General features: G+C 41.5%; 21 protein-coding genes and 1 tRNA gene. 8 read left to right on the top strand and 14 right to left on the bottom strand.

The genetic code is table 11. From position 1 onward, the window contains the following. Positions 1-6: 6 nt before the first annotated feature. On the bottom strand, positions 7-594 hold the full coding sequence (gene rimJ / locus PR834_RS11530) for a ribosomal protein S5-alanine N-acetyltransferase (RefSeq protein WP_094962953.1): 588 nt from the start codon (positions 592-594) through the stop codon (positions 7-9). 451 nt (positions 595-1,045) lie between these two features. Between rimJ and mdtH the strand changes: the two genes are divergently transcribed. Together mdtH and PR834_RS11520 are read left to right on the top strand one after the other, a co-directional pair. Beyond that, complete coding sequence (gene mdtH / locus PR834_RS11525) at positions 1,046-2,251, top strand: multidrug efflux MFS transporter MdtH (RefSeq protein WP_004255096.1); 1,206 nt, start codon at positions 1,046-1,048, stop codon at positions 2,249-2,251. Positions 2,252-2,289: 38 nt separating this feature from the next. Further along, positions 2,290-2,850: a lipoprotein gene (locus PR834_RS11520; RefSeq protein ID WP_094962528.1), complete on the top strand. Its 561-nt coding sequence runs from the start codon at positions 2,290-2,292 to the stop codon at positions 2,848-2,850. Between the two features lie 154 nt (positions 2,851-3,004). Here the strand turns inward: PR834_RS11520 and PR834_RS11515 are convergent, their stop codons facing one another. Together PR834_RS11515 and ghrA are read right to left on the bottom strand one after the other, a co-directional pair. Continuing rightward, positions 3,005-3,556 carry a TorD/DmsD family molecular chaperone gene (locus PR834_RS11515; RefSeq protein ID WP_096864844.1) on the bottom strand — a complete coding sequence of 184 codons (552 nt, stop codon included), beginning with the start codon at positions 3,554-3,556 and terminating at the stop codon, positions 3,005-3,007. Between the two features lie 137 nt (positions 3,557-3,693). Beyond that, the gene (gene ghrA, locus PR834_RS11510; RefSeq protein ID WP_004255104.1) at positions 3,694-4,635 is read right to left on the bottom strand and encodes a glyoxylate/hydroxypyruvate reductase GhrA; all 942 of its coding nucleotides are present in this window, start codon (positions 4,633-4,635) and stop codon (positions 3,694-3,696) included. A 337-nt stretch (positions 4,636-4,972) separates the two neighbouring features. Between ghrA and PR834_RS11505 the strand changes: the two genes are divergently transcribed. Continuing rightward, positions 4,973-5,060: transfer RNA gene (locus tag PR834_RS11505), tRNA-Ser, on the top strand. 8 nt (positions 5,061-5,068) lie between these two features. Here the strand turns inward: PR834_RS11505 and PR834_RS11500 are convergent. The 5 genes from PR834_RS11500 to PR834_RS11480 all read right to left on the bottom strand — a co-directional run bounded on the left by PR834_RS11500 (position 5,069) and on the right by PR834_RS11480 (position 11,261). Beyond that, on the bottom strand, positions 5,069-6,589 hold the full coding sequence (locus tag PR834_RS11500) for an alanine/glycine:cation symporter family protein (protein ID WP_004255107.1): 1,521 nt from the start codon (positions 6,587-6,589) through the stop codon (positions 5,069-5,071). An 87-nt stretch (positions 6,590-6,676) separates the two neighbouring features. Beyond that, entirely contained in the window at positions 6,677-8,161 is a 1,485-nt protein-coding gene (locus tag PR834_RS11495) for an aldehyde dehydrogenase (RefSeq protein WP_206277313.1), read from the bottom strand. Between the two features lie 8 nt (positions 8,162-8,169). Next, positions 8,170-9,036 (bottom strand): 4-hydroxy-tetrahydrodipicolinate synthase, encoded by an 867-nt coding sequence (gene dapA / locus PR834_RS11490; protein WP_272536666.1) that lies wholly within the window; start codon positions 9,034-9,036, stop codon positions 8,170-8,172. A gap of 17 nt (positions 9,037-9,053) precedes the next feature. After that, positions 9,054-10,301: an NAD(P)/FAD-dependent oxidoreductase gene (locus PR834_RS11485; protein WP_112307013.1), complete on the bottom strand. Its 1,248-nt coding sequence runs from the start codon at positions 10,299-10,301 to the stop codon at positions 9,054-9,056. A 9-nt stretch (positions 10,302-10,310) separates the two neighbouring features. Then, a complete protein-coding gene (locus PR834_RS11480) occupies positions 10,311-11,261 on the bottom strand; it encodes a 4-hydroxyproline epimerase (RefSeq protein ID WP_094962523.1) in 951 nt (316 codons plus the stop codon). Positions 11,262-11,414: 153 nt separating this feature from the next. On the opposite strand from PR834_RS11480, the gene PR834_RS11475 reads away from it, so the two are divergent. From PR834_RS11475 to dauA, 5 genes are all read left to right on the top strand, one after another. After that, a complete protein-coding gene (locus tag PR834_RS11475) occupies positions 11,415-12,218 on the top strand; it encodes a helix-turn-helix domain-containing protein (RefSeq protein ID WP_272536665.1) in 804 nt (267 codons plus the stop codon). Positions 12,219-12,457: 239 nt separating this feature from the next. Then, positions 12,458-13,081, top strand: a complete 624-nt coding sequence (locus PR834_RS11470) for a CDP-alcohol phosphatidyltransferase family protein (protein ID WP_272536664.1) — start codon at positions 12,458-12,460, stop codon at positions 13,079-13,081. A 9-nt stretch (positions 13,082-13,090) separates the two neighbouring features. Then, positions 13,091-14,857 (top strand): bifunctional alpha/beta hydrolase/class I SAM-dependent methyltransferase, encoded by a 1,767-nt coding sequence (locus tag PR834_RS11465; RefSeq protein ID WP_004255121.1) that lies wholly within the window; start codon positions 13,091-13,093, stop codon positions 14,855-14,857. A gap of 181 nt (positions 14,858-15,038) precedes the next feature. Continuing rightward, positions 15,039-16,382, top strand: coding sequence for a phosphatase PAP2/dual specificity phosphatase family protein (locus tag PR834_RS11460; protein WP_272536663.1), 1,344 nt, complete (start codon positions 15,039-15,041; stop codon positions 16,380-16,382). A 688-nt stretch (positions 16,383-17,070) separates the two neighbouring features. Next, positions 17,071-18,804: a C4-dicarboxylic acid transporter DauA gene (gene dauA / locus PR834_RS11455; protein WP_180311980.1), complete on the top strand. Its 1,734-nt coding sequence runs from the start codon at positions 17,071-17,073 to the stop codon at positions 18,802-18,804. Between the two features lie 50 nt (positions 18,805-18,854). Here the strand turns inward: dauA and PR834_RS11450 are convergent, their stop codons facing one another. The 6 genes from PR834_RS11450 to prfA are packed head-to-tail and all read right to left on the bottom strand — an operon-like array spanning position 18,855 to position 24,172. Further along, positions 18,855-19,589 carry a tetratricopeptide repeat protein gene (locus PR834_RS11450; RefSeq protein ID WP_136134761.1) on the bottom strand — a complete coding sequence of 245 codons (735 nt, stop codon included), beginning with the start codon at positions 19,587-19,589 and terminating at the stop codon, positions 18,855-18,857. A gap of 20 nt (positions 19,590-19,609) precedes the next feature. Continuing rightward, the gene (locus PR834_RS11445; RefSeq protein ID WP_094962515.1) at positions 19,610-20,512 is read right to left on the bottom strand and encodes a TIGR01212 family radical SAM protein; all 903 of its coding nucleotides are present in this window, start codon (positions 20,510-20,512) and stop codon (positions 19,610-19,612) included. Between the two features lie 12 nt (positions 20,513-20,524). Further along, complete coding sequence (gene kdsA / locus PR834_RS11440; RefSeq protein WP_004255137.1) at positions 20,525-21,379, bottom strand: 3-deoxy-8-phosphooctulonate synthase; 855 nt, start codon at positions 21,377-21,379, stop codon at positions 20,525-20,527. 45 nt (positions 21,380-21,424) lie between these two features. Continuing rightward, positions 21,425-22,234, bottom strand: a complete 810-nt coding sequence (sirB1, locus tag PR834_RS11435) for an invasion regulator SirB1 (RefSeq protein ID WP_036958727.1) — start codon at positions 22,232-22,234, stop codon at positions 21,425-21,427. 22 nt (positions 22,235-22,256) lie between these two features. Continuing rightward, positions 22,257-23,090: a peptide chain release factor N(5)-glutamine methyltransferase gene (prmC, locus tag PR834_RS11430; protein ID WP_094962514.1), complete on the bottom strand. Its 834-nt coding sequence runs from the start codon at positions 23,088-23,090 to the stop codon at positions 22,257-22,259. Continuing rightward, positions 23,090-24,172, bottom strand: a complete 1,083-nt coding sequence (gene prfA / locus PR834_RS11425) for a peptide chain release factor 1 (RefSeq protein WP_004264135.1) — start codon at positions 24,170-24,172, stop codon at positions 23,090-23,092. Before prfA ends, prmC begins: the two co-directional genes overlap by 1 nt. Positions 24,173-24,174 lie beyond the last annotated feature (2 nt).

Raw genomic sequence — 24,174 nt, 5'->3', positions numbered from 1 at the left:
AGGAATTTAGGCTTTATTCAGCGCCCAAGTGTTATCTGTCAATGCCGTCAATACATGGTCACGCCACTCACCATTAATTTGTAAGTATTGCTTTGCATAGCCTTCACGTTCAAAGCCAAGCTTAGTCAATAAATGACCACTACGCATATTATGAGGCATATAATTTGCCATAATTCGGTGCATTTTTTGGTGTTGTTGCATATAACGAATCGCTTGGGTTAGCGCTTCATACATTAGACCTTGTCCTTGCCATTTTTCACCTAGTGAATAGCCTAAGTAACAGGCATAAAATGAGCCGCGCAATACATTACTAAAGTTCGCTACCCCCATAACTTCGTTTTCTTCTTTATCTAATAGTAAGAAATGGAAAGCACTTCCTTCTCGATGCATTTCATTCATGACTTGTAACCGATTATGCCAGCCAGCGGGCTGGTAATGAGAGTTGTCCCTGATGGGTTCCCACGGAATTAAAAAGTCTTTGTTCAGACTGTAATAATCAGCTAGTCGATAATTATCACGTTCGTAAGTCAAACGAATAACCATTCTATCAGTGACAAGACGCACTTTCGGTACATTTGAACGATAACCAAACATCGTTAACCCTTAATTAATAAAAAGCCAGATATTTTCTTTAGTTCCAAGCCAATAACTTAGAACGTTAAAGTGTAGCTTACAATTCATTCACGAAAAATATGTTACATAAATTAAAATATGAATACATCACTAGATGCCTTCATTGTGAAGCATACTCAAGTATGTGACCCAAGGAGCCAAACGCAGTCAACACCGTCACAAAGTGAAGTATGGCCCCCTATCAATATTCTAAATAATTCGCTCTGTGACTAGGCGACCAGAGAGGATAGCTTGGGGAGCATACTCAAGTATGTGACCCAAGGAGCCGAACGCAGTCAACACCGTCACAGAGTGAAGTATGACGAATATTTATCGATAAAAAAATATCATCTATCAAACCTCAATATACTGATATTATTAATAACTAATTTTAAGCATCATTCCCTCTTTGCTATTTTTCTGATGGTGTCTCATGGCGCAGGTGTCACGGGCAAGAAGCCTTGGTAAGTATTTCCTTTTGCTTGACAACATGTTGGTTGTCCTCGGCTTTTTTGTTGTTTTTCCGCTTATTTCCATTCGTTTTGTTGATCAACTGGGTTGGGCCGCCGTGGTGGTGGGTTTTGCCTTAGGGCTTCGTCAGTTTGTTCAACAGGGTTTAGGTATCTTTGGCGGTGCTATCGCTGACCGGTTTGGTGCGAAACCCATGATTGTTATTGGAATGCTATTACGTGCCAGTGGTTTTGCAGTGATGGCAGTGGCCCATGACCCTTGGGTTTTATGGTTATCTTGCGTCCTTTCTGCACTGGGTGGAACCTTGTTTGATCCCCCACGAACCGCATTAGTTATTAAATTAACTCGCCCTTATGAACGCGGCCGTTTTTATTCTTTACTCTTAATGCAAGACAGTGCTGGAGCCGTTATTGGCGCGTTGATTGGTAGTTGGTTATTACAATATGACTTCCATTATGTCTGCTGGGTTGGCGCTGCTGTTTTTATTATTGCTGCTATCTGTAATGCTTGGTTGTTACCTGCTTATCGAATATCAACCATCAGAACCCCTATTAAAGAAGGTATGGGCCGCGTACTAAAAGACAAACGCTTTGTGACTTATGTAGTCACTTTAGCTGGCTATTTTATGTTGTCAGTACAAGTGATGCTTATGTTTCCTATTGTTGTCAATGAGTTAGCAGGGACGCCAACTGCCGTCAAATGGATGTATGCGATTGAAGCAGCGATATCCTTAACATTGCTTTACCCTATTGCTCGTTGGAGCGAAAAACATTTTCGCCTTGAGCAACGGCTCATGGCCGGGCTATTTTTAATGAGTCTCAGCATGTTTCCAATTGGCATGACAACCTCACTCAACACGCTATTTGCCCTTATTTGCCTATTTTATTTAGGTACTGTGACTGCCGACCCCGCTAGAGAAACACTAAGCGCATCACTTGCTGACCCAAGAGCCAGAGGGAGCTATATGGGCTTTAGCCGCTTAGGCCTTGCTTTAGGCGGAGCTGTCGGTTACACCGGTGGCGGCTGGATGTACGATATTGGCCACCAATGGAATATGCCACAATTACCTTGGTTCTTATTAGGGATCATCGGTTTTATCACTTTATGGGCACTGCATAAGCAATTTAACCGTAAAAAAATTGAAACAGTCATGTTGAGTGGGCAGTAATGCGCTAAACTAGCGGTATTACTGTAAAAGGAGTCTTTATGAAGAAGTTTATAATCGCCGCTATGGTGGGCTTTCTCACTCTCTTATCGGGTTGTAGTCAATTATCTGAGTTTAGTATTAGTGAATCACAAATTAATGATTATCTTGCTAATAAAGTAAAATATGACCACAAGGTCGGCATTACTGGCTTTGCTGATGCGGATATTCAACTCGCTAATTTAAAATCAGAAATCGGCCGCAGTGAGCCTGGAAAAGTCGCGTTGACAGGGGATGCAAGCGTTAAATTAGACTCGCTGATTGGTAAAGCAGAAGCACAAATTAACCTGACCCTCACTGCTCGTCCTTATTTTGACGCCAAAACCGGCTCAATTTACTTAAAAGAGTTAAATATTAGCAGTTACAAGGTAACACCCGAAAATATGGATACGGCAATGTCAGCTGTTATTCCTTACTTAAATAGTTCCCTTGAAACTTTCTTTGAAACTCAGCCTGTTTATGTGTTAAATCCAGATAATGGTGCTGCTGAAGCAACTGCGAAGAAACTCGCTAAAGGTCTTGAAATCAAACCGGGCAAACTGGTCATTCCATTAGTTGATTAATTTTAACCATAAATTATTTCGATTGATAAAAGCATGAAAGGCAACAAAAAGTCTGTTGCCTTTCTAACTTATTCAATCTTCAAACAAAATTATTAATCAATACCGCTGACTAAAACATAAGTAACATCATCATAAAAAAGTGACGGCGTCACAGCTATTCGGTTTCTGAGTCAAGCTCATCACGCAGAGCAATAACTGCATCACGCGTAATTTGAGCTAAAGTACGATAGAACGTGGTTGTAGCATGCGCTTCAACTTTACCTAAAAAGCTGCCATACCAGCTAAGAATATAGCTATCAAATAATTCTTCTTGGGCGGCTGTTTCATCTTCTGCCGCTTGGTCTTCCAACCAAGAAGCCGCGAGTAGTAACGCACCAAAAGCATCCGCAGGTGCATTCGTCAGGGACATTCCTCTCACAGTTAAAAATTCGCGAACTTCTGCTTCTGTAATTTCAGAATCGTAATCATTCGCTAGCATTGAAACTGCTGGGGATTCACCTACAAACAGGGCTTGGTAATCCGCATTAACCGCATTGATATCGAGATCTTTTGCCATGCGCGACCATAATTCATCTTGCTCCAATGGCCATGATCCTTTTAATTTATCTTGAGCAATCATATCAATAAGCGGCTTTACGAGGCTATCAGAGGGACTACGTTGAAATAGTGTCCCCAAAATACGGCAGACGATTGAAAATTCGTTCATATATTATCCTATTTTTCAGATTCAGTAGTCACACCTCGTGACCGAAGCAGTTACTTTCAGTATATCGAAAAAATAGGAAAGATATTAGGGGTGATGATTGCGAGTGTTCATAAAGACCACTCGCAACAAAGAAGTGACTAATAACCGCGTTGCATATCAACCACACCAATAGGAGCTTGGCCAGCTTCGATGCGCTGGATATTACTGACAATCATATCCATGGCTTCTTTCGGTTTTGTAAAGGCGGCAACATGGGGCGTGATAGCGATGCGTGGATGCGTCCAGAACGGGTGCATTTGCGATAACGGTTCACTCGCAAAAACATCAAGCGCAGCACCTGCAACTTGCCCTGATTCAAGCGCTAAAAGCAAATCTTGCTCAATCAGATGAGCACCACGTGCAAGGTTGATAACATATGCCCCTTGCTCTAATTGGCTAAATAGTTGCTGGTTTAAAATTCCCACCGTTTCTGGCGTGCTTGGCAGAAGATTAATAATCACACGGGTTCCAGAAAGAAAGCTAGCTAATTGGTCATTACCAAAATAGCTTTTTACGTTATCAAGTTGTTTTTCAGAGCGACTCCATGTTCTTACATGAAAACCAAAGCTGACTAAGCGTTTTGCAACCGCTTGCCCTAATGCCCCTGCTCCCATAACACCAATGACAAAGTCTTCGTGTTGGTAGGCTGGTAATTGCTTCCATTGTCGCTGTGATTGTAATTGGCGGTACTCATCCATACGACGAAAGTAGCTTAACACTTTTGCACAAGCGTATTCTTCCATTTGAATCGCCATTCCAGTGTCTTCCAAACGCATTACAGGAACGCCTGCCGGTAAGGTCCCAGGTTTGTCTTGTTCTTGCTTTAAAATAGCATCCACACCCGCACCTAACGCGAAAATACCTTTTAAATCACTGCGACCAGCGAGACATTCATAAGGCGGTAACCAAACCATAGCGTAATCTGCACTTTGGTTATCCCCTTTTTCCCATTGGCGAATATTCACTTGGGGTAATCGCGCTTTCATGCCCTCAATCCACTGTTTTGAATCAAAAAATGGATGGTAAAATAAAATATTCATGGCAACTCCTCTTTAGTTTCTAACAGAGTGTGCCGAATGGCATTTCTTTTCAAGTTAATCAAGCCGATACACTGTATTCAATCAGAATTTTGTTAACTAGCTAACGCTTTTTATCTTCACGACTTGCCGTTTCAAATTAACATTAAACGTATTATTTACCTTAGCTGATAACATTTAAGATTAGATAATAATCAAATTGTTTTTTATTTAGCTAAACAGCAACAAAAGTCGGAAAAAGGATAAATAGGGAGTTGACGTTAGACGCTATTTTCCCTATAGTAGCGCCCCGTTGCAGAGCAGGTTTTTATTCCCTACTCCACAACAGATTTAGAAAAACGGTGAGGTGTCCGAGAGGCTGAAGGAGCACGCCTGGAAAGTGTGTATACGGCAACGTATCGAGGGTTCGAATCCCTCCCTCACCGCCATTTTTCTTCTAGTTTTTCCTCTCTTCTTCTTGATATGCCATCCCTTGATTTTTTTTCTCTTTCGGTTCTATACCAATTCCTTGTTCGTGATATTCGCGGCTTATATCTTCCCAGAGTTCTGCATTTTCTATCCCAGCGACTTTGGGGTCAAACACCGGATCAACGCCTAGTTTTTCCTGCCGCTCAAAGTCACGCAGTGCTCGTAATGCAGGTTTTGACAGGAAGACTATGGCAATAAGATTAAGGTAACTCATACTACCGAACCCAATATCGCCAAGGCTCCACATTAAGCTAACTGACTGGACGCTTCCCATAAAAACAATAATCAGAAATACAAACTTAAGTATCAATTTCAAAATAGGGTAACGCAATTTTCTATCGAGATAAACAATCGTGGTTTCTGCAATATAGTAATAGGCCATCAAGGTTGTGAAAGCGAATAAAAATACGGCGATTGAGACAAATCCCGACCCTGCAGAAGTAAAGACTGTTGATACCGCCATTTGTGTCCATGCGGTCCCCGCGGCAACCCCGGGAACATATTCGACTAAGGCAGTCGCCGAACCATCTGGAAAAACGTTATACATATTGGTGACAAGGATCATCAAACCTGATGCTGTACACACAACGACAGTATCGATATAAATAGAAAACGCTTGAATTAACCCTTGTTTTACAGGGTGGCTTACCTCGGCCGCCGCAGAACTAAATGTGGCTTCACCCGCACCTGCCACGTTGGAAAAAACGGCACGGCGCACACCCCATGAGACAGCCGTACCAACAATACCACCGAATACAGCGTCCATTCCCATCGCACTACGGAAAATTAAACTGAACATACCCGGCACTTGTTCGTAATGGCTACCCAAGATGATCACCATCATGACGATATATGCCAATGCCATAATTGGCACGATCTTGTCTGCTGCACTCGCAATACGTTTTACACCACCAAAGATTAACCATGCCATCAGCACTGTCACAATGCCGCCTGTCGCAATTGGGGGTAAGTTAAATGCAGTTTGAAAGGAATCAGCAATGGTATTGGCTTGAATACCCGGAACCAGTACTCCATAAGATAGGCAAATAACCGCAGCCACTATAATGGCAAATGGTTTCAGTTTTAACCCTTTCTCGATATAGTAAGGGGAGCCTCCGCGGTATTGGCCATCAGAGCGCTGTTTGTATACTTGAGCAAGTGTGGATTCGATAAATGCGCTTGCTCCCCCCAATAGCCCCATGACAACCATCCAGAAGATTGCACCGGGGCCGCCTGCGGCAATGGCTGTCGCCACCCCCGCAATATTACCTACCCCTACACGCCCTGATAATGCTAAACAGAATGCTTGGAAGGAGGAAATTCCTTCTTTTGACGCTTTATTTTCCTTTAACAAACATACCATTTTAATGAGATAGCGAAACTGTACACCGCGAGTCGCTAATGTAAAATAGAGCCCAACACCTAGCGATAACACCACTAATGCATTACCCCAGATGTAACCAACGATTGTATTAACGATGGCTTCCATTTTGTACTCCTTCGTTATTGTAATTGTTTATTTGTATTTGCAGGGTAAAAAAAACCTGAGTCCAATAAGGTACTCAGGTCAACGTTTTTATTGATGAATAAACCAGATAACCTTGGTTTGAGTGTATTGTTCAAATGCCTCTAAACCGTTGTCTTTACCGCCAAAGCCTGATTGACGAAAGCCACCAAACGGCGTTGTAATATTGCCTTCACTAAAACCATTGACTGAAACGGTGCCTGCATTAATGCGCTGTGCAATTTGCATGGCTCGGTGAATATTTTGGCTATAAAATGAAGCCGCTAAACCATATTGAGTGTTATTGGCCAAAGCAACCGCTTCATCATCAGTTTTAAAAGACGTAACGGCTAAAATAGGGCCAAAAACTTCATGCTTAAATAGTGACATTTCAGGAGTGACTTCATCAAAAATTGTCGGTTCGATATACCATCCAGCCCCCAATTCATGATGGACCTTCCCACCAGCAATGAGTTTTCCGCCCTCTTTTAATGTGGAATCTAAAAATGATTTCACTTTTTCAAAGTGAGCTTGTTCGACCATTGGCCCAATTGAAATATCCGCATGCCTTGGGTCGCCGACTTTCCATTCTTTAACGGCGACGGCAAGTTTCTCTAATAGTGTTTTTTTGATGCTTTCATGCACAATTAAGCGAGAACCGCAGCTGCAATTTTCACTCATATTCCAAAAGGCAGCCGCCATAATATGCGGAATTGCCGCCTCAATATTGGCATCTTCAAACACCACTTGAGGGCTTTTTCCCCCACATTCGAGTACAATTTCTTTTAAGTTACTTTCTGCTGAATATTTTAAGAATAAACGCCCTACCTCTGTTGAACCGGTGAATGACACAACATCCACATCATGATGGCGGCCAAGAGCTTCCCCGACTTTTTCACCTAACCCACAGACTAGACTTAATGCGCCTTTAGGGACTCCTGCCTCATAGGCCAGTTCCACCATACGATAAGCACTTAATGAGGTTAATTCGGCAGGTTTCACAATCACCGAGTTGCCTACCGCGAGAGCGGGTGCCACTTTCCATGCAAACATCTGAGCAGGGAAATTCCACGGCAACACTGCACCAACCACGCCAATAGGCTCATGCACTATCAACCCCAATTCTTGATGGCTTGTTGGTGCAATTTTACCAAACAGTTTGTCAATCGCTTCGGCATACCAATAAAAGGTGTCAATCGTTGCGGGTAAATCCGTATTTAAGCATTCAGTGATAGGCTTACCTGCATCAATACAATCTAGCGCAGCAAGTTCTTCACTGTGTTTTTCAATGAGATGAGCCCATTTAAGCATGACAACTTTACGTTCTTGAGGCGATAACCCGCGCCATTCACCTTGATTAAATGTGTTACGCGCTACCTGTACCGCGGCATTAATATCGTTCGCATCACCGTCAGCAATAAAACCAATAACGCTATTATCGATTGGGGTACGGTTTTCTAATTTATTTTGCTGTTCTGGGTGCCCTGCAATTAAATTGCCCGCCCACAGTTTCCCTTGTTTTGCACGTTCAAACACCTGCTGTTGGGTCATGGTCATATTTCCCCCTAGCGTTTAATTAATTTAATGAATTCATCGCGTTCTTGAGACGCTAGATTTGACAGAGGCAAACGAACCGGGCCAACATTGAACGTTCCATTCAAGCAACCCGCCTTGGCTTTTTGGTTATAGTTCCCTGACTCCATTGAGTAAATTGCAGGATAGATTTCAGTCATAATTTGCTTCGCTTGTTGCCAGTCACCCGCCTGCGCTGCATTAAAAATAGCAACTTGCTCTGCGGGGAATACGTTCCCCGCACCCGCTATCCAACTTTTCGAACCCCAAAAGAAGAAATCCACAGGTTGGTCATCACAACCACAAATGACCTCAAAATTTTTGAATGGTGTTTGTAATAGATGCAGTGCTCGGCTAAAGCTACCGCTGCTTTCTTTGATGGCGACAACATTGTCAATTTCAGCTAACTTAATGACCGTTTCAATGTCGATTTCAATACCAATCCGAGCGGGAAAATTGTACATAATAATGGGTAATGGTGTTGATTTTGCGACTTTTTCATAGTGGGCATACACCCCTTGCTGGTCCGGCAGACTATACGGCGGAGGCGATAACATTAACCCTTCATAACCGAGCTCTTGAGCTTGTTTCGCGCGTGCGATTGCCCCCTCGGTTGATAAGTCGTTAATGCCCGCAATTAATGTCACTCGCCCTTTTGCAATCTTGCAAACGGTAGATAGCACGGTTTTACGCTCATCTTCATTTAATGCGTAATATTCCCCTGTTGTCCCACAAACTACTAAACCAGTAACACCTTGCTCAATAAGTTTTTCAGTTAATTCAGCAAGTGCACTGACATTTAGTGTTAAATCATCATGAAACGGGGTCACTAAAGGAACAAGAATGCCATGGAAATTCATTTGAATTCTCCTCAAAATTAAAGAAATCGTTCAATGGAAAAAGGGGTACAGTCGATACTTGTCGGCTGCTGATGTATAAAACTATTTACAATATCTGCGGTGATCGCCGCTTGGGTTAACCCCAAGTGTTGGTGACCAAATGCAAAAATATAGGGGCCTTTGTGGTCTAAAACTGGCAATGAGTCTGATGTGGATGGGCGAAACCCCATCCATGATGTCGATTGTTGGCTATTTAATGCTTCTTTGAGCATTGGTTGTGCTAACGGAAGAAAATGTTGAGCACGCTGCATATTTGCGGGGCGCTTTAGTCCTGCGTATTCCACGGTTCCTGCAAGGCGTAGACCTTGAGACATTGGCGTCATAATAAAACGCCTATCCATACTTGATACTGGTATTGATAAACGGCCTAATTCATTCGGCAACATCAAGTGATAACCACGCTCTGTTTCAAGTGGCACTTTGATGCGGCTGACCATTTTGACTAATGATTTAGAGAATGCGCCACCTGCAATAACAATTTTTTGTCCTGTGAACTGCCCTTGGGTCGTTGTCAATACTGCTTGTTGATTCGATGTTGATATAATTTCTGTTACTTCACAGTGGGTTAATACTTGCCCACCCGCTTGTAAAAACGCCTCGGTCAACTTTTGGTGTAATGCACATAAATCCACAACATGGCCTGTATCTGGATAAAAAATGCCCCCAATTTGGCTTTCAGATAAAGCAGGTTCGCGTGTGAGTAGCGCATCTTGACCAATCAATTGATTTGTCACACCAATACTTTGTAGGTACTCACTGTGCTGACTTAATTTATCGAGAGTTTCTTTTTTCTCAGCCACCAACAGTGACCCCTTCATTTTGACAAGGTCACTTAATTGCCATTTTTGAATAAATGCTTGCCATGAATCAAAAGCGGCACTATTTAATGTCGTCAAAGTGTGATGAATATGGGTAAAAGGCTTATGGCGCATATTACCCAATAATTTTATTAACCAAGGGGTTAAGGGTAATAGATAACGCCAATCCAAACGCAAAGGCCCTAATGGGTCAAGTAGCATTTTTGGAAGTGATTTTAAGACACTCGGGTCAGCAATCGGAAAAACTTGTTCTGTCGCAATATGCCCTGCGTTGCCAAATGAGGCGCCTTGGCCAATTTCATGTTTATCAAGCAACAATACGTTTGACCCATTAGCTTGAACTGTCAGCGCAATACTCAGGCCAATAATACCGCCACCCACTACAATCACTGGATATTTGCGTTCCATTTCATTCCCCTATGCCACCGAAATTCCAAACCGAAATGGGTCTTGTTCATCTATCAATAAGGTATTTTTCCCACTGATATAGGCATGTCCGCGAATAGTAGGAATAATGCCGTTTTCATCTGCCTGCTGAAAACTGGCTTGAAATTGGCTACCAATAACACTGGCTTGATGCCAAATTTCACCAGCTGCCAGCTTTTTATCTGCCGCTAAGCAGGCAAGTTTGGCGCTAGTCCCTGTTCCACAAGGCGAGCGGTCATAAGCGCCACCAGGGCACAAAACAAAACTTTGGCTATTAGCATTGGGGTGTGAACCGAATAATTCGATATGGTCAATTTCTTGGTCATCTTTACCGTAGATACCTTGATCAGCTAAGGCTTGTTTAATCTTTAAGCTGACTTCTGTCAGTAATTTAATATTTTGGTAATCAATGGCGACTGGTGACTGTTCAACAAGAAAAAACCAATTTCCGCCCCAAGCAATATCCCCAGTAATGGGGCCGAGGTCTGGAACATTAACTTGTACCGCTTTGCGATAACGATATGAATAAACATTCTGAATGCTCACGCTACCATCTTGGTGTAGTTGCGCCGTCACATCTCCTACCGGAGTTTCAATAAGATGTTTGCCATAAGTGATATGACCGAGAAAATGCAACGAAGCCACTAAACCGATAGTGCCGTGGCCACACATTCCCAGATAACCTTGATTGTTAAAAAAAATCACACCTGCTGTTGCCGCTGGGTTTTGTGGTTTGCAGAGTAATGCGCCAACAAGAATGTCATTGCCACGTGGCTCTAAAATGGTGGTTTTACGCCATACATCATGTTGCTTGCGTAATTGCTCCAATCTCGATGCCATGCTTTGTTGCCCTAAATCAGGGAATCCATCAATGACTAGCCGAGTTGGCTCGCCTGCGGTATGGGAATCGATAACTTCAATTTTGGTATATTGAGATTGCATCAGCTAGCATCCTATTTATTATCATTGTTAATAGAATGCTTGATTTTTGTTAACAACTCTTGATATCTTTCTAACAAACTTATGCGGTTTTCTGCACAATCTCAAAATATTTAACAGAATTAGTAAGATTAATTTAATATTTCGGAGCGCAGCATGATCAATCTAAATAAATTGCTATTGATTAGTCAGGAAAATATGCTGTTTCCCGTTGATAATATTGACGTTTTATTAAATCATTTAGGTTTAATTATGCCTCTAATTAATACCTTGCCTAATGTGACTTTTTTTATAAAAGACCATAATGCAAAGTATTTATTGGCTAATGATAATCTAGCTACTCGTTGTAAAATCGACAGTGTTAATCATCTCGTTGGTAAAGGCGCTGAGGATATTTTTCATTCGGAACTCGGCCAAAGCTATAGTTCTCAGGACTATTTAGTGATGGAAAAGAAAATTAGCGTCATTAATAAACTAGAGCTTCACCTGTATAAAGCGGGTTTGTTGGGATGGTGCTTAACGACTAAGGTTCCTATTTTTAATACACGTAACCAGGTTATTGGGGTTGCAGGAATTTCAGTGGATTTACAAGATGTAAAATCTGTCAGTCCTAAGCTGAACAACCAGCTTAGCCGTGTTGAACGCCATATTAGTGAACATTTTGATACCGCTATAAAAATGACAACTCTTGCTGAAATATCTGGCCTATCCCTTTCCCAATTAAACCGCCAGTTTAAAGCTATTTTTTTGATAACCCCTCAGCAATATATTCAAAAAATGCGGCTTGAACATGCTATTGAACTGCTCGAAGATTATTTTTCAATCACTGAGATTTCCAGTAAATGTGCCTACGCTGATCACAGCGCTTTTTGCCGTAAATTCAAAGAAATGACCACAATGACACCCAGCCAATTTAAACGAATGCGTTCAAAAATCGATAAACAAAAGATATTGACGTGATCGGGTATCATATTGTTAATCTGTTTTCCTCAACGTGAATAAATCCATTCCATTTAATTTCATTAAATGTTTTTAGTTAATTATTCAAATAGTTAGAATAATTTTTTTACTAAAATTACACGGCTATATTCCTTGGTTATTTTCTAACTTAAGATAGCTCTTATTGCAGACATCAATCAATCGGGTATTGATATATCCCAAAGCTGCATCATTGTGCAGTGACGAGAAAGGAACACTCAATGACCATTTACGATCTGAAACCTAAATTTCAAGATCTGCTTCGTCCAATTGTTCATAAGTTATTTAGTGTGGGAGTTACCGCCAACCAAGTCACCTTGGCGGCTTTACTTTTATCCGTGATCAGCGGAATGCTATTACTGTTCATTCCAAATCCGCACCTGTTTATTTTATTACCTTTCGTTCTGTTTATTCGTATGGCACTCAATGCGATTGATGGCATGTTAGCAAGAGAACACAACCAGAAAAGCGATCTGGGTGCAATATTAAATGAGCTTGGTGATGTCATTTCAGATGTCGCACTCTACTTACCATTTGCCGTTATTTTCCCTCAAGCATTTTGGCTTATTTTATTAATTCTATTTCTTGCGCTACTCACTGAGTTTATTGGCGTTATCGCTCAATCAATTGGTGCATCTCGGCGTTATGACGGCCCTATTGGTAAAAGTGACCGAGCCTTTATTTTTGGTACGCTAGGACTGCTCGTTAGCATTTTTCCACAGATTATCTTTTCTAGTTGGGTAAATTATCTGTTTATCCTTTTAACTTTGTTGCTGTTTTATACTTGCTATAACCGTATTCGCCGTGCTCTTTGTGAATTATCTACACCTGCGAATAATAATTAAGGAAGAATTATGAACGTTCAGACAGATTATCTGACGCAACGTCCCGTTATTGAGTCCCAATTTACCACCAGTGACCATACTTCTCTTTTTTATCGACATTGGCCAACAGAAACGCCGACCAACAAAGCGATTATTTTATTTCATCGAGGCCATGAACATTCCGGCCGAGTCGCCCATTTAGTCGATGAACTCAATTTACCTGACTATGCTATGTTTGCATGGGATGCCCGTGGCCATGGTAGAAATGATGGCCCTCGAGGTTATAGCCCTTCACTAAGCACATCCATCAATGATGTCGATGAGTTTGTGCGTTACATTTCCGCTGAATATAATATTCCGTTAGAAAATATCATTGTCATTGGGCAAAGTGTTGGTGCCGTTCTTGTCTCCGCTTGGGTTCATGACTACGCCCCCAAAATTCGAGGGATGGTACTCGCCTCCCCTGCATTTAAAGTTAAATTGTATGTTCCATTTGCCCGAACAGGGCTTGCTTTAATGCAAAAGGCTCGAGGCTTGTTCTATGTAAATTCGTATGTTAAAGCTAAATTTCTCACTCACGATGCACAACGAATTGATTCGTTTAATCGCGACCCATTGATCACTCGCCCTATTGCCGTCAATATTTTACTTGAGCTGTATAAAACGGCTGATCGCATCGTTGCTGATGCGGGTGCAATTACTTTGCCCACTCAACTATTTATTTCGGGTAGCGACCACGTTGTTCACCACCGGCCTCAACATCAGTTTTTTGAAAAATTAAACACCCCAATAAAAGAAAAGCATATATTACCCGGTTTTTATCATGACACTTTAGGTGAAAAAGAACGCCATATCCCACTTGAGAAAATCCGTGAGTTTATTGGCAAATTATTCGCCTTACCGCGCTACCAACATAATTATCAATATGAAGATACGTGGAGTGTCAGCGCTGAAAAATATCGTTCACTCATGACTCCATTACCTAAATGGTGCCCCAAAAACCTTGCTTATAAAATTATGAGCAAATCAATGAGCACACTTGGCAAAGCTTCTGAAGGTATTCGTATTGGTTATGATAAAGGGTTTGATTCAGGTTCGACCCTTGATTACGTATATCGCGATAAAGCGCAGGGGAAAGGCTTGTTTGGCCGTGTGATTGATAGGCAATATCTCAACAGTATTGGCTGGCAAGGAATACGCCAACGCAAAGTCAATATTGAAAACATCATTCGGCAGGCTATTCGTGACCTAACAGAGAAAGGGACTCCCGTGCGAATTATGGATATTGCCGCAGGCCAAGGTCGTTATATTTTTGATGCGATTAATGACTATGGAAAAGTCGAGTCCGTCCTGCTAAGAGACTATAGCCCTATCAATGTTGAGCAAGGGCGATTACATATAAAAGAACGTTACCTTGAAGACAAAATCCAATTTACTGAAGGTAATGCTTTTGATGCCGATGATCTAGCTGCGGTTTCACCATCGCCAACAATTGGCATCGTCAGTGGTTTGTATGAGCTGTTCCCCAATAATGAAATGATAAAGGCTTCATTAAATGGGCTTTCTCGGGCAATTCCATCTGGCGGGCTATTAATTTATACCTGTCAACCATGGCACCCTCAAGTTGAAATGATTGCCCGGGTACTCCCTAGCCACCAAGGTGGGCAAGCATGGGTTATGCGTTGCCGTAGCCAAGGCGAAATGGATGCTTTAGTTGAAGAAGCGGGCTTTGAAAAACTAAACCAATCTATTGATAACTGGGGCATATTCAGCGTATCTATAGCTAGACGGCGTTAATCTATTTATTCCTCCAGAGTGATTGATGACACATTATTGACATCAATCACTAACATCAACTTTAGATGATAGCCGTTGTTTATTGTTAGCAAAGCACCTATGCTGCTTAGCGTTATTTGTTTTCCCAATCATTTACTAATATCACCACCAGTTCGTTGACATTTAAGGAATAGGATAAAGGATGATAACTGCAACCCGCGAACCTCAACAGGTTGTACCTCGACGCAAAATAATACTGTCTGGTTTGCTATGGTTAGTTTTTCTAGCACCTTTTTTCTTCTTAACTTATGGCCAAGTCAATACCTATACCGCAACGTTAGACCAGGTTCCCTCTATCGTTTTTTCTTGGGAAACACATATCCCATTTCTTCCTTGGACTATCATTCCCTATTGGAGCATTGACTTATTCTATGGGTTATCATTATTTATTTGCACGACCTGTAAAGAACAAACCATCCACGGCTTACGGCTGATCACGGCTTCTCTTGTTGCTTGTATTGGTTTTTTGCTATTTCCACTAAAGTTTAGTTTCCCTCGACCAAGCACTGATGGCCTATTTGGCTGGATGTTTAACAGCCTAGAGCTATTTGATCTCCCCTTTAACCAAGCCCCTTCATTACATATTATTTTATTGTGGATCCTATGGTTACGTTTTCGAGCACATACACCAACAAAATGGCGCTGGTTGCTTCATAGTTGGTCTGTTTTAATTTTAATTTCAGTTCTAACCACATGGCAACACCACTTTATTGATGTCATCACTGGCTTTGTCGTTGGCCTATTAATTAGCTATTTACTTCCTATACAAACCCATTGGCAATGGCATTACACAGGTTCTCCTCGCAGTTTTAAAATGAGTAAAAACTATGGAACCAGTTCTCTTGCTTGTTTTATTCTTGCTTTTACCTTCCAAGGGTTCGCTTGGTTACTATTATGGCCTGCTATTGCCCTCTTTTTTATTACCCTTGGCTACTTAGGAGCCGGAGCCAGCGTTTTCCAAAAAACACCGGAAGGTAATATTTCCCCTTCAGCTGCTATTTTATTACTGCCATACCGACTGATTGCTTGGGGAACCTATCATTACTTCGCTAAGCACTGCGCACAACCCAGTATTGTCAGTAAACATATTGTTTTGGGAGGGCGCCCGCTTTACGCTTTGCAAACTCAAGCTGTTTTAGATATGACTTGCGAATGGCCTCGCAATTCTTACAGTAAAGGGCTGAAATATTGTAGCCAACCGCAAATTGATTTGTTACCTCTAAGCGCGGAAGATATCGAAAAGTCAGTCCATACTATGGATGAGTTGGTAAAACACGGTGCGGTATATATTCATTGCAAATTAGGTTACTCACGAAGTGCGACTGTGGCTGTTGCATGGCTGGTACATCATGGTGATGCTAAAAATATAGAAGGGGCCGTAGCATTAGTTGAGCAAACTCGCCCACAAGTGATTTTAAATACAGCAACGATAGAGCAGCTGAATTATTGGTATACCCATTACCACCTAAACCGAGTGAAAAAATGAATATATTGATGAATAAACAACAAGGTGAAGTCATCACTATTTTGACTCATAGTTGGCGTTATTTCGCTGTAGGGTCTGTATTAGCATTATTTTGCCAATTAAGTTTATTTTTGGATTCTAATTACCCTAAATATATTTTATTCGTCAATGTAATTATATTTATAATTTGCCAATATTATATATATCGCCTATGGCTAGATAACCATTTCTTTAAAATTATCTACACACATAATGAAACAGAACATTTTGATAACGCTTTAAATTTTTTATTTCCAAGCAAAATTAAACATTGTACGATGCAGCAAAGGTGGTCTGGGACTAAACGTCTTCTCATACGTGCTCTTGGGCTAGTACTACTGCAATGGATAGGATTATTGGTAGCAATCATAACAATCTAGCCATTATACGTGTTGACTAATTATTTATTTATAATGATTTATAATTACTACTTAAAAAATAAAATTACGATTACATCATTCACATATACAGTCTAAAAAAGAAAAATAGCCATATAAAATGTACTCTAACTATTTTTCTTTATAATATAACGGTTTTTTACTTTTGTTACTGAAAACGTTATGATAATTGCAGATTCATTGATACATAACAGATTTTTTTTAGATTGCTGAGCGTATCCTTATAGGTACATCTTTCGTTTATTTTTCACCCTGTTATTTGGTAGGGTATAATGAGTACAAAAAAAATTAATAGGTTGCGCCCTTTTAGTGCGCTAATAGATTCTTGTTGGAAAGAAAAATATACGGCTACCCGCTTTATTAAGGATTTAATCGCGGGTATTACCGTGGGTATTATCGCTATCCCCCTCGCAATGGCTTTGGCTATCGCTAGCGGTGTTCCGCCTCAATATGGGCTTTATACTGCCGCGATTGCTGGGATCGTCATCGCGGTAACTGGTGGGTCACGCTATAGCGTTTCAGGCCCCACAGCGGCTTTTGTGGTGATCCTCTATCCTGTCTCTCAACAATTTGGGTTAAGTGGGTTATTAGTCGCCACATTGATGTCGGGTGTCATACTTCTTGCGATGGGGTTTGCTCGCTTTGGTAAGTTTATTGAATACATACCCGTTTCTGTCACCTTAGGCTTTACTTCGGGAATTGCTATCACCATTGCTACCATGCAAATTAAAGATTTCTTTGGCTTGCAAATGGCGCATGTCCCAGAAAACTATGTTGATAAGCTCATTGCTATTGGCAATACCTTCCCCACTTTTCAGTACAGTGACACACTAATTGGTCTTTCAACCCTTTTGGTGCTTATCTTCTGGCCTAAACTAAAATTAAAACTTCCCGGCCATTTGCCAGCCCTTATTGTCGGGACTTTCGTCATGTGGGTACTTTCATTATTTGGTATGGAAGTCGCGACTATCGGTTCTGAATTTAGCTATTTATTGCCTGATGGTACTGAAGGTAATGGTATTCCCCCTATCCTACCGCAGTTTATTTTGCCATGGGAACTCCCCGGAAGTGCGCCAATCAACTGGGCGATGATCACCGCATTAATGCCTGCAGCATTTTCTATGGCGGTACTTGGCGCAATTGAGTCACTGTTATGTGCTGTAGTATTGGACAACATGACAGGAACCAAGCACCATTCCAATAGTGAACTTATTGGCCAAGGTGTGGGGAACATTGCGGCGCCTTTTTTTGGTGGGATCACAGCAACCGCTGCAATAGCACGCTCTGCAGCTAACGTCCGTGCAGGTGCTACATCCCCCATTTCTGCGATTATTCACTCAATACTGGTGATACTTACATTATTAGTTCTTGCACCAATGCTCTCTTATCTGCCATTAGCCGCAATGTCTGCATTACTATTGATTGTGGCTTGGAACATGAGTGCTGCGGGCAAAGTCGTTTACCTGATTAAACGCGCGCCAAAAGATGACATTATTGTATTAGTACTATGTATGTCTCTAACTGTTCTATTTGATATGGTTATTGCTATCACTGTCGGGATTGTTCTCGCGTCATTATTGTTCATGCGGCGTATTGCCAATATGACCCGTTCAACACAACTCGCAGAAACAGACGAAGAGCGAAGCCGTTTAGTCGTAAGAATAAATGGCCCGTTATTTTTCGCTGCTGCTGAGCGTATTTTCGATGAATTGCGTGTCAAAAGCGCAGGTTATGAAACCATTATTATGCAATGGGACGCAGTGCCGGTTTTAGATGCAGGTGGTTTAGAAGCTTTCGAAAAATTCATAGATGCCGTACGCAAAGATACCCATGTCTTAGTTTGTGACATTCCGTTCCAGCCATTAAAAACTTTGGCAAGAGCGAAAGTGACACCTATTGAAGGCGTATTGAGCTTTTATAATTCAATGGATCATGCACTTGAAGCCGTTAAAGCTATCGAACAGACGGGTTCTATCGACACAGAAAAGCCAACAACAACGCCTTAACTTAGGTATCAAAGCAAACCGCCATGCTATTTCACATGGCGGTTTAGCTATCACTCACTAAAACAAAACATCTCATTCCCTGCATTTTTTCCTTTTTCGCAGGCTATTTCCCTTAATTTTTTTGCTTTAACTTGGTCGATGGTCACCGTTCCTGTGTTATCTTCAGAAAATCTAAACGCAGCCATCCACTCTGCATAGCCTGGATAAGTCATCTCATTTGCTTTATCAAACCATTGCTGTGCTTGCTTTTCGTCTTTTGCAACGCCTTTACCATCTAAATAGATAACACCAAGTAAAATTGGAGCAATAAAATAATCCGGGTTATTTAACGCATTAACTTCATTAAGAAGTTCTATAGATTGTTGATAATCCGTTTTGCCTGCAATTGGATTTATCAATGACTCTGCTAAACTGATTTTTCCGCGCGTACTGCCCATTTCAACCGCTTTTGTCGCGTATCTACGGGCATCAGCCAATTCCTGCGAAAAGTAACTATCACTTAATAGATTGATATCCGCCAATAATGCATAACCATCCGCATTACCGTTTTTTGCCGCTTCATTTGCCCATAAACGCGCACTATTAAAATTTTGTAGGACACCTAAACCGGAAAAATACATTTGAGCAAGTTGGTACTGAGCAAGGGCATCTTTCTTGACTGCTTTTTGGTGAGTTTGTACAAATTTTTGTTTATCTTCAGGAGTAATATCAAGTTGAGCGGCAGCTTGAAAAGAAAACGTAATTAGAGATGAAACGATAATAGCTTTATAAAAATTTGATTTCATAGTTGTTCTCATTAAAGAAGTCAAAGCGCGGAGCCTTGCCCTCCCCATTTTAAGAAATATTGATATAAATTATTCATTCCCACCCAATGATTTTCACACCAGTTCGGGGCGAGCAAAGTTGGCTTTCTTGCACTTGCACTGATACGGTGGTAGACAATGTCAGTCGGAGTATGACGTACCATTTCACCAGCAGTTTGGGTATATTCATCAAGAGAAAGCGTTGCCAAGCGCCCTGCTCGCCAACTTTTGGCCATCACACTGCCTTCAACAATATGTAACGGATGTAATTTGATACCATCCGTTCCGCATTCAAGCACTTTATCAAGTGTTTCCATGTTCATTTGGCCATTTTCCCCGGGTAATCCACAAATCAAATGCGTACACACTTTTAATCCAAGGCTACGGGCTTTTTGCGTTGTTTGTCGGTATGCATCAAAACCATGGCCACGATTAATACGATGTAGTGTTTTATCATGAGCACTTTGTAAACCTAGCTCAAGCCATATTTCATAGCCTTTCTGTTGATACTGGCCTAACAAAGACAAAACGGATTCAGGGACACAGTCAGGGCGAGTTCCTACGCATAAACCAACAATATCGGCTTGCAGTAAGGCTTCTTCATAAAGTTGTTTTAATAGGCTTACTTCGGCATAAGTGCTGGTATAGGCTTGAAAATAAGCTAAATAACGTTTTGCGCGGGAAATTCGGGTGATCTGTTGGTGAATTTGTTCACTAATAGTTTGAGATGACTGACTTTCATCAGCAAAAGAGGCCACATTACAAAAAGTGCAGCCTCCTCGCCCAAGGGTGCCATCACGATTCGGGCAATTAAAGCCACCATGTAAGGTGATTTTATAGATTTTTTCACCATATCGGCGCTGTAAATCAGCGCCGAACATAGAAACGACTTCAGTGAGTTGCATAAACCGCCTAACTTAGCGACTTGTATCTAACTCTGGGAAGCTTTTTACAACTTCGTCAATTGCTTTCATTTGTTTCAGGAATGGTTCCAGCTTATCTAATGGCAGTGCTGATGGGCCATCGCAACGTGCGTTGTCTGGGTCTGGATGCGCTTCAAGGAATAAACCTGCTATTCCAACCGCCATTCCAGCTCTTGCCAACTCAGCAACTTGGCCACGACGGCCACCAGATGCTGCACCGAACGGGTCGCGGCATTGCAGTGCATGGGTTACGTCGAAAATGACAGGACAGCCTTTTGATGCTTGGACCATGACATTAAAGCCAAGCATATCAACCACTAGATTGTCATAACCAAAGTTCGCACCGCGGTCGCAAAGAATAATTTTATCATTACCGCCTTCGATAAATTTCTCGACGATATTCCCCATTTGCCCTGGACTGATAAACTGTGGTTTTTTAATATTAATTACTGCATCTGTTTTAGCCATTGCCGCAACTAAATCTGTTTGGCGTGCTAAGAACGCAGGTAATTGGATAACATCAACGACTTCAGCAACAGGGGCGGCCTGTGCTGGCTCATGAACATCCGTAATGATTTTTACGCCAAATGTTTGTTTCAACTCTTGGAATATTTTCATTCCTTCTTCAAGACCTGGACCACGGTAAGAGTGAATTGATGAGCGATTTGCTTTATCAAATGACGCTTTAAAAACATAAGGAATTCCCAGCTTTTGTGTCACCGTGACATAATGCTCACACACTTTCATCGCCATATCGCGGGATTCTAATACATTCATTCCACCAAATAACACAAACGGCAAGTCGTTCGCGACATTGATATCACCAATATTGACTACTTTCTGTTGCATACTCTTACCTTAAATATTAAAACAGGGGATAGGCCTGTATGTTAATTAATGTAATACGACCGGATGGTTATCCAGCGAATAAATTTGTATTTTAATCATTTCAGAAACAGGGTCTTCTGGGCAATGCTCAATAAAATAATTGAGATCGCTCAATGCCACATGATTACAGTCTAAATGTGCCAGAATTAACCCTCGGTCACGAATTTCGTAAGGGTCTTCAGGGTCAAGAGTCAGAAGCGTTTCACAAACCCGCAACGCTAATTCCATCTTTTTCTCTTCCATTAATGACGCTTTTAATGTGTCAAAAATTTTACGAATGACAACGCTGTTTTCTGCTACATCCAGTTGGTCATGGTAAAATTCAGAAAAAGGATCAACTGTTCCTTTGAGCCATAAATTTAATGTGTGTAATGATAAAGACTCGCCATTAACAGGGTTAATTACCCATTGGCTGCCATCATTTCTTTCACTGATAAATAATAATTGCGTAGGAAAAATAGCGGGATAAATCGCAATACCAAGGCGTTCGGCAACATACAAGAAGATAGCACCGAGTGTCACTGGTGTACCTTGCTTAGATGACAATACTTTATCTAACCACAGCATATCCGATAACAAATAAATTCCTTCAGCTGGACCAAACGACCATTCTTGGTAGAAAAGTGAAGTCAATTGCTGAATTTTTGTTTCATTATCAGCAGTTAAATCGATACAAGACTTGGCTGATGATACTAAGCTATCTAACTGAGCTTGCACTTTCATCAGCGGGAAATCATGACGGATACATTGTGACACAGTCATGATCCCTTCACTTAAAGGGAGTTGATTAAACTCTATATTCGCTATGGTTTTCATTACATTCCCACTGCTACGCCACTTAACCATTCCATTGACCGAGTGAAATTCGCTCTCTTCCACCATAATCAAGACAAGTCTCAATTTTGGTGTACCCATGTACTTTAAATAAATCACGCACCGCAAGACCTTGTGTCCAGCCATGCTCAAGAAGCAACCACCCTTGATTTTTAAGATACTTTTTAGATTCTTTAATGATATGCATTAAATCAGCTAAGCCTTCATCCTTCGCCACTAGAGCGGTTAACGGCTCAAATCGCACATCACCTTCACTGAGGTGCATATCATTTTCATCAATATAGGGTGGATTACTGATAATCATATCAAATTGTTGAATTGATAGTGAAGAAAACCAATTACTTTGTATAAATTTGACATTTGAAATATTCAAACGCTGCTGATTTCGTTGTGCTAAAGCAACTGCATCAGGGTTAAAATCAACACCAATAACCTGACTTTGTTGCATCTCTGACGCCAAAGCCAATGCAATCGCCCCTGTCCCAGTGCCTAAATCTAAAATTTGATTTTTTTGCTCTGTTAGCCTAGATAATGCTTGTTCAATAATGCATTCAGTATCTGGCCTAGGTATTAGTGTTGCAGGAGAGACATAAAGAGGAAGAGACCAGAACTCACGTTCACCGATAATATAGGCGATAGGCTCACCTTTCTCACGGCGTTGTAAAAGTAATTCAGCTTGTTGGAATTCTTCGGCTTTGAGTTCTGTTTCACCAAAAGCAAAAAGATAGGTACGACTGCGGCCTGTGACATGTTCCAGTAAAATTTCAGCGTCTCGCTTTGCACTGTCACTTGCAGACAGCCGATTCGCTGCCTGCTTGACCCATTCGATATATTGCATTATTCCTGCTCAGACAACGCAGAAAGTTGGTCTGCCTGGTATTCATTGATGATAGGTTGGATAAGTGAATCCAGTTTTCCTTCCATCACTTCATCCAAACGGTATAACGTTAAGTTGATACGGTGGTCAGTCACTCGGCCTTGAGGGAAATTATAGGTACGAATACGGTCAGAACGGTCACCAGAACCCAACAGGTTACGACGTTCAGAGGCTTCCGCGGCTTGGCGTTTATCCATTTCTGCTTGGCGAATACGCGCACCTAACACAGACATCGCTTTCGCTTTGTTTTTATGTTGTGAACGTTCATCTTGGCACTCAACAACGATACCTGTTGGAATATGGGTAATACGAATTGCAGAATCTGTGGTGTTAACGTGCTGACCACCCGCTCCCGATGAACGGAAGGTATCAATACGTAAGTCCGCAGGGCTGATCTCAGGTAACTCAGCTTCTGGCAGTTCAGGTAAAATAGCCACAGTACAAGCAGAAGTGTGGATACGGCCTTGAGATTCAGTTTCAGGGACACGTTGAACACGATGACCGCCTGACTCAAACTTTAAGCGACCATAAACGCTATCACCGGAAATTTTCGCGATAACTTCTTTAAAACCGCCATGTTCACCATCACTCGTGCTCATTAATTCAACGCGCCAGCGGTTGTTTTCTGCATAGCGGCTATACATACGGAATAAATCACCCGCAAAAATTGCCGCTTCGTCTCCCCCTGCTCCCGCACGGATTTCAACGAAGCAGTTATATTCATCATCAGGATCTTTCGGAAGCAATAACAATTGTAATTGCTGTTCGAGCTCTTCATTGCGCGCTTTGGCTTCTTTAAGCTCTTCTTGAGCCATTTCTTTCATTTCAGGATCGTCTAACAACATTTCAGCTGTTTCGATGTCATCCTGTACTGTGCGCCATGCGCTAAAGCATTTAGCGACATCAGACAATTGAGCATATTCTTTTGATAAAGCACGAAAACGGTCTTGATCGGCAATTACACCTGCATCAGCAAGGTGCGCTTCAATTTCTTCGTAGCGTTCTTGTAATGCTTCTAGTTTTGCGACAATAGAAGGCTTCATTC

Origin of the sequence: Providencia sp. PROV182 (assembly GCF_028480325.1) — a bacterium.
Taxonomy (GTDB): Bacteria; Pseudomonadota; Gammaproteobacteria; order Enterobacterales; family Enterobacteriaceae; genus Providencia; species Providencia hangzhouensis.
Note: the sequence above shows the minus strand (reverse complement) of the source record. Positions and strands in the feature narration are given on the sequence as shown.

What these genes read in the sequence shown, in the direction of transcription:
- PR834_RS11500 (WP_004255107.1), bottom strand. Translation starts at nt 6,589, where the DNA reads ATGGAAGCCATCGTTAATACAATCGTTGGTTACATCTGGGGTAATGCA.
- PR834_RS11485 (WP_112307013.1), bottom strand. Translation starts at nt 10,301, where the DNA reads ATGGAACGCAAATATCCAGTGATTGTAGTGGGTGGCGGTATTATTGGC.
- mdtH (WP_004255096.1), top strand. Translation starts at nt 1,046, where the DNA reads ATGGCGCAGGTGTCACGGGCAAGAAGCCTTGGTAAGTATTTCCTTTTG.
- PR834_RS11520 (WP_094962528.1), top strand. Translation starts at nt 2,290, where the DNA reads ATGAAGAAGTTTATAATCGCCGCTATGGTGGGCTTTCTCACTCTCTTA.
- prfA (WP_004264135.1), bottom strand. Translation starts at nt 24,172, where the DNA reads ATGAAGCCTTCTATTGTCGCAAAACTAGAAGCATTACAAGAACGCTAC.
- PR834_RS11450 (WP_136134761.1), bottom strand. Translation starts at nt 19,589, where the DNA reads ATGAAATCAAATTTTTATAAAGCTATTATCGTTTCATCTCTAATTACG.
- prmC (WP_094962514.1), bottom strand. Translation starts at nt 23,090, where the DNA reads ATGCAATATATCGAATGGGTCAAGCAGGCAGCGAATCGGCTGTCTGCA.
- PR834_RS11445 (WP_094962515.1), bottom strand. Translation starts at nt 20,512, where the DNA reads ATGCAACTCACTGAAGTCGTTTCTATGTTCGGCGCTGATTTACAGCGC.
- rimJ (WP_094962953.1), bottom strand. Translation starts at nt 594, where the DNA reads ATGTTTGGTTATCGTTCAAATGTACCGAAAGTGCGTCTTGTCACTGAT.
- PR834_RS11495 (WP_206277313.1), bottom strand. Translation starts at nt 8,161, where the DNA reads ATGACCATGACCCAACAGCAGGTGTTTGAACGTGCAAAACAAGGGAAA.
- PR834_RS11475 (WP_272536665.1), top strand. Translation starts at nt 11,415, where the DNA reads ATGATCAATCTAAATAAATTGCTATTGATTAGTCAGGAAAATATGCTG.
- PR834_RS11480 (WP_094962523.1), bottom strand. Translation starts at nt 11,261, where the DNA reads ATGCAATCTCAATATACCAAAATTGAAGTTATCGATTCCCATACCGCA.
- ghrA (WP_004255104.1), bottom strand. Translation starts at nt 4,635, where the DNA reads ATGAATATTTTATTTTACCATCCATTTTTTGATTCAAAACAGTGGATT.
- sirB1 (WP_036958727.1), bottom strand. Translation starts at nt 22,234, where the DNA reads ATGAAAACCATAGCGAATATAGAGTTTAATCAACTCCCTTTAAGTGAA.
- PR834_RS11460 (WP_272536663.1), top strand. Translation starts at nt 15,039, where the DNA reads ATGATAACTGCAACCCGCGAACCTCAACAGGTTGTACCTCGACGCAAA.
- dauA (WP_180311980.1), top strand. Translation starts at nt 17,071, where the DNA reads ATGAGTACAAAAAAAATTAATAGGTTGCGCCCTTTTAGTGCGCTAATA.
- PR834_RS11515 (WP_096864844.1), bottom strand. Translation starts at nt 3,556, where the DNA reads ATGAACGAATTTTCAATCGTCTGCCGTATTTTGGGGACACTATTTCAA.
- PR834_RS11465 (WP_004255121.1), top strand. Translation starts at nt 13,091, where the DNA reads ATGAACGTTCAGACAGATTATCTGACGCAACGTCCCGTTATTGAGTCC.
- PR834_RS11470 (WP_272536664.1), top strand. Translation starts at nt 12,458, where the DNA reads ATGACCATTTACGATCTGAAACCTAAATTTCAAGATCTGCTTCGTCCA.
- kdsA (WP_004255137.1), bottom strand. Translation starts at nt 21,379, where the DNA reads ATGCAACAGAAAGTAGTCAATATTGGTGATATCAATGTCGCGAACGAC.
- dapA (WP_272536666.1), bottom strand. Translation starts at nt 9,036, where the DNA reads ATGAATTTCCATGGCATTCTTGTTCCTTTAGTGACCCCGTTTCATGAT.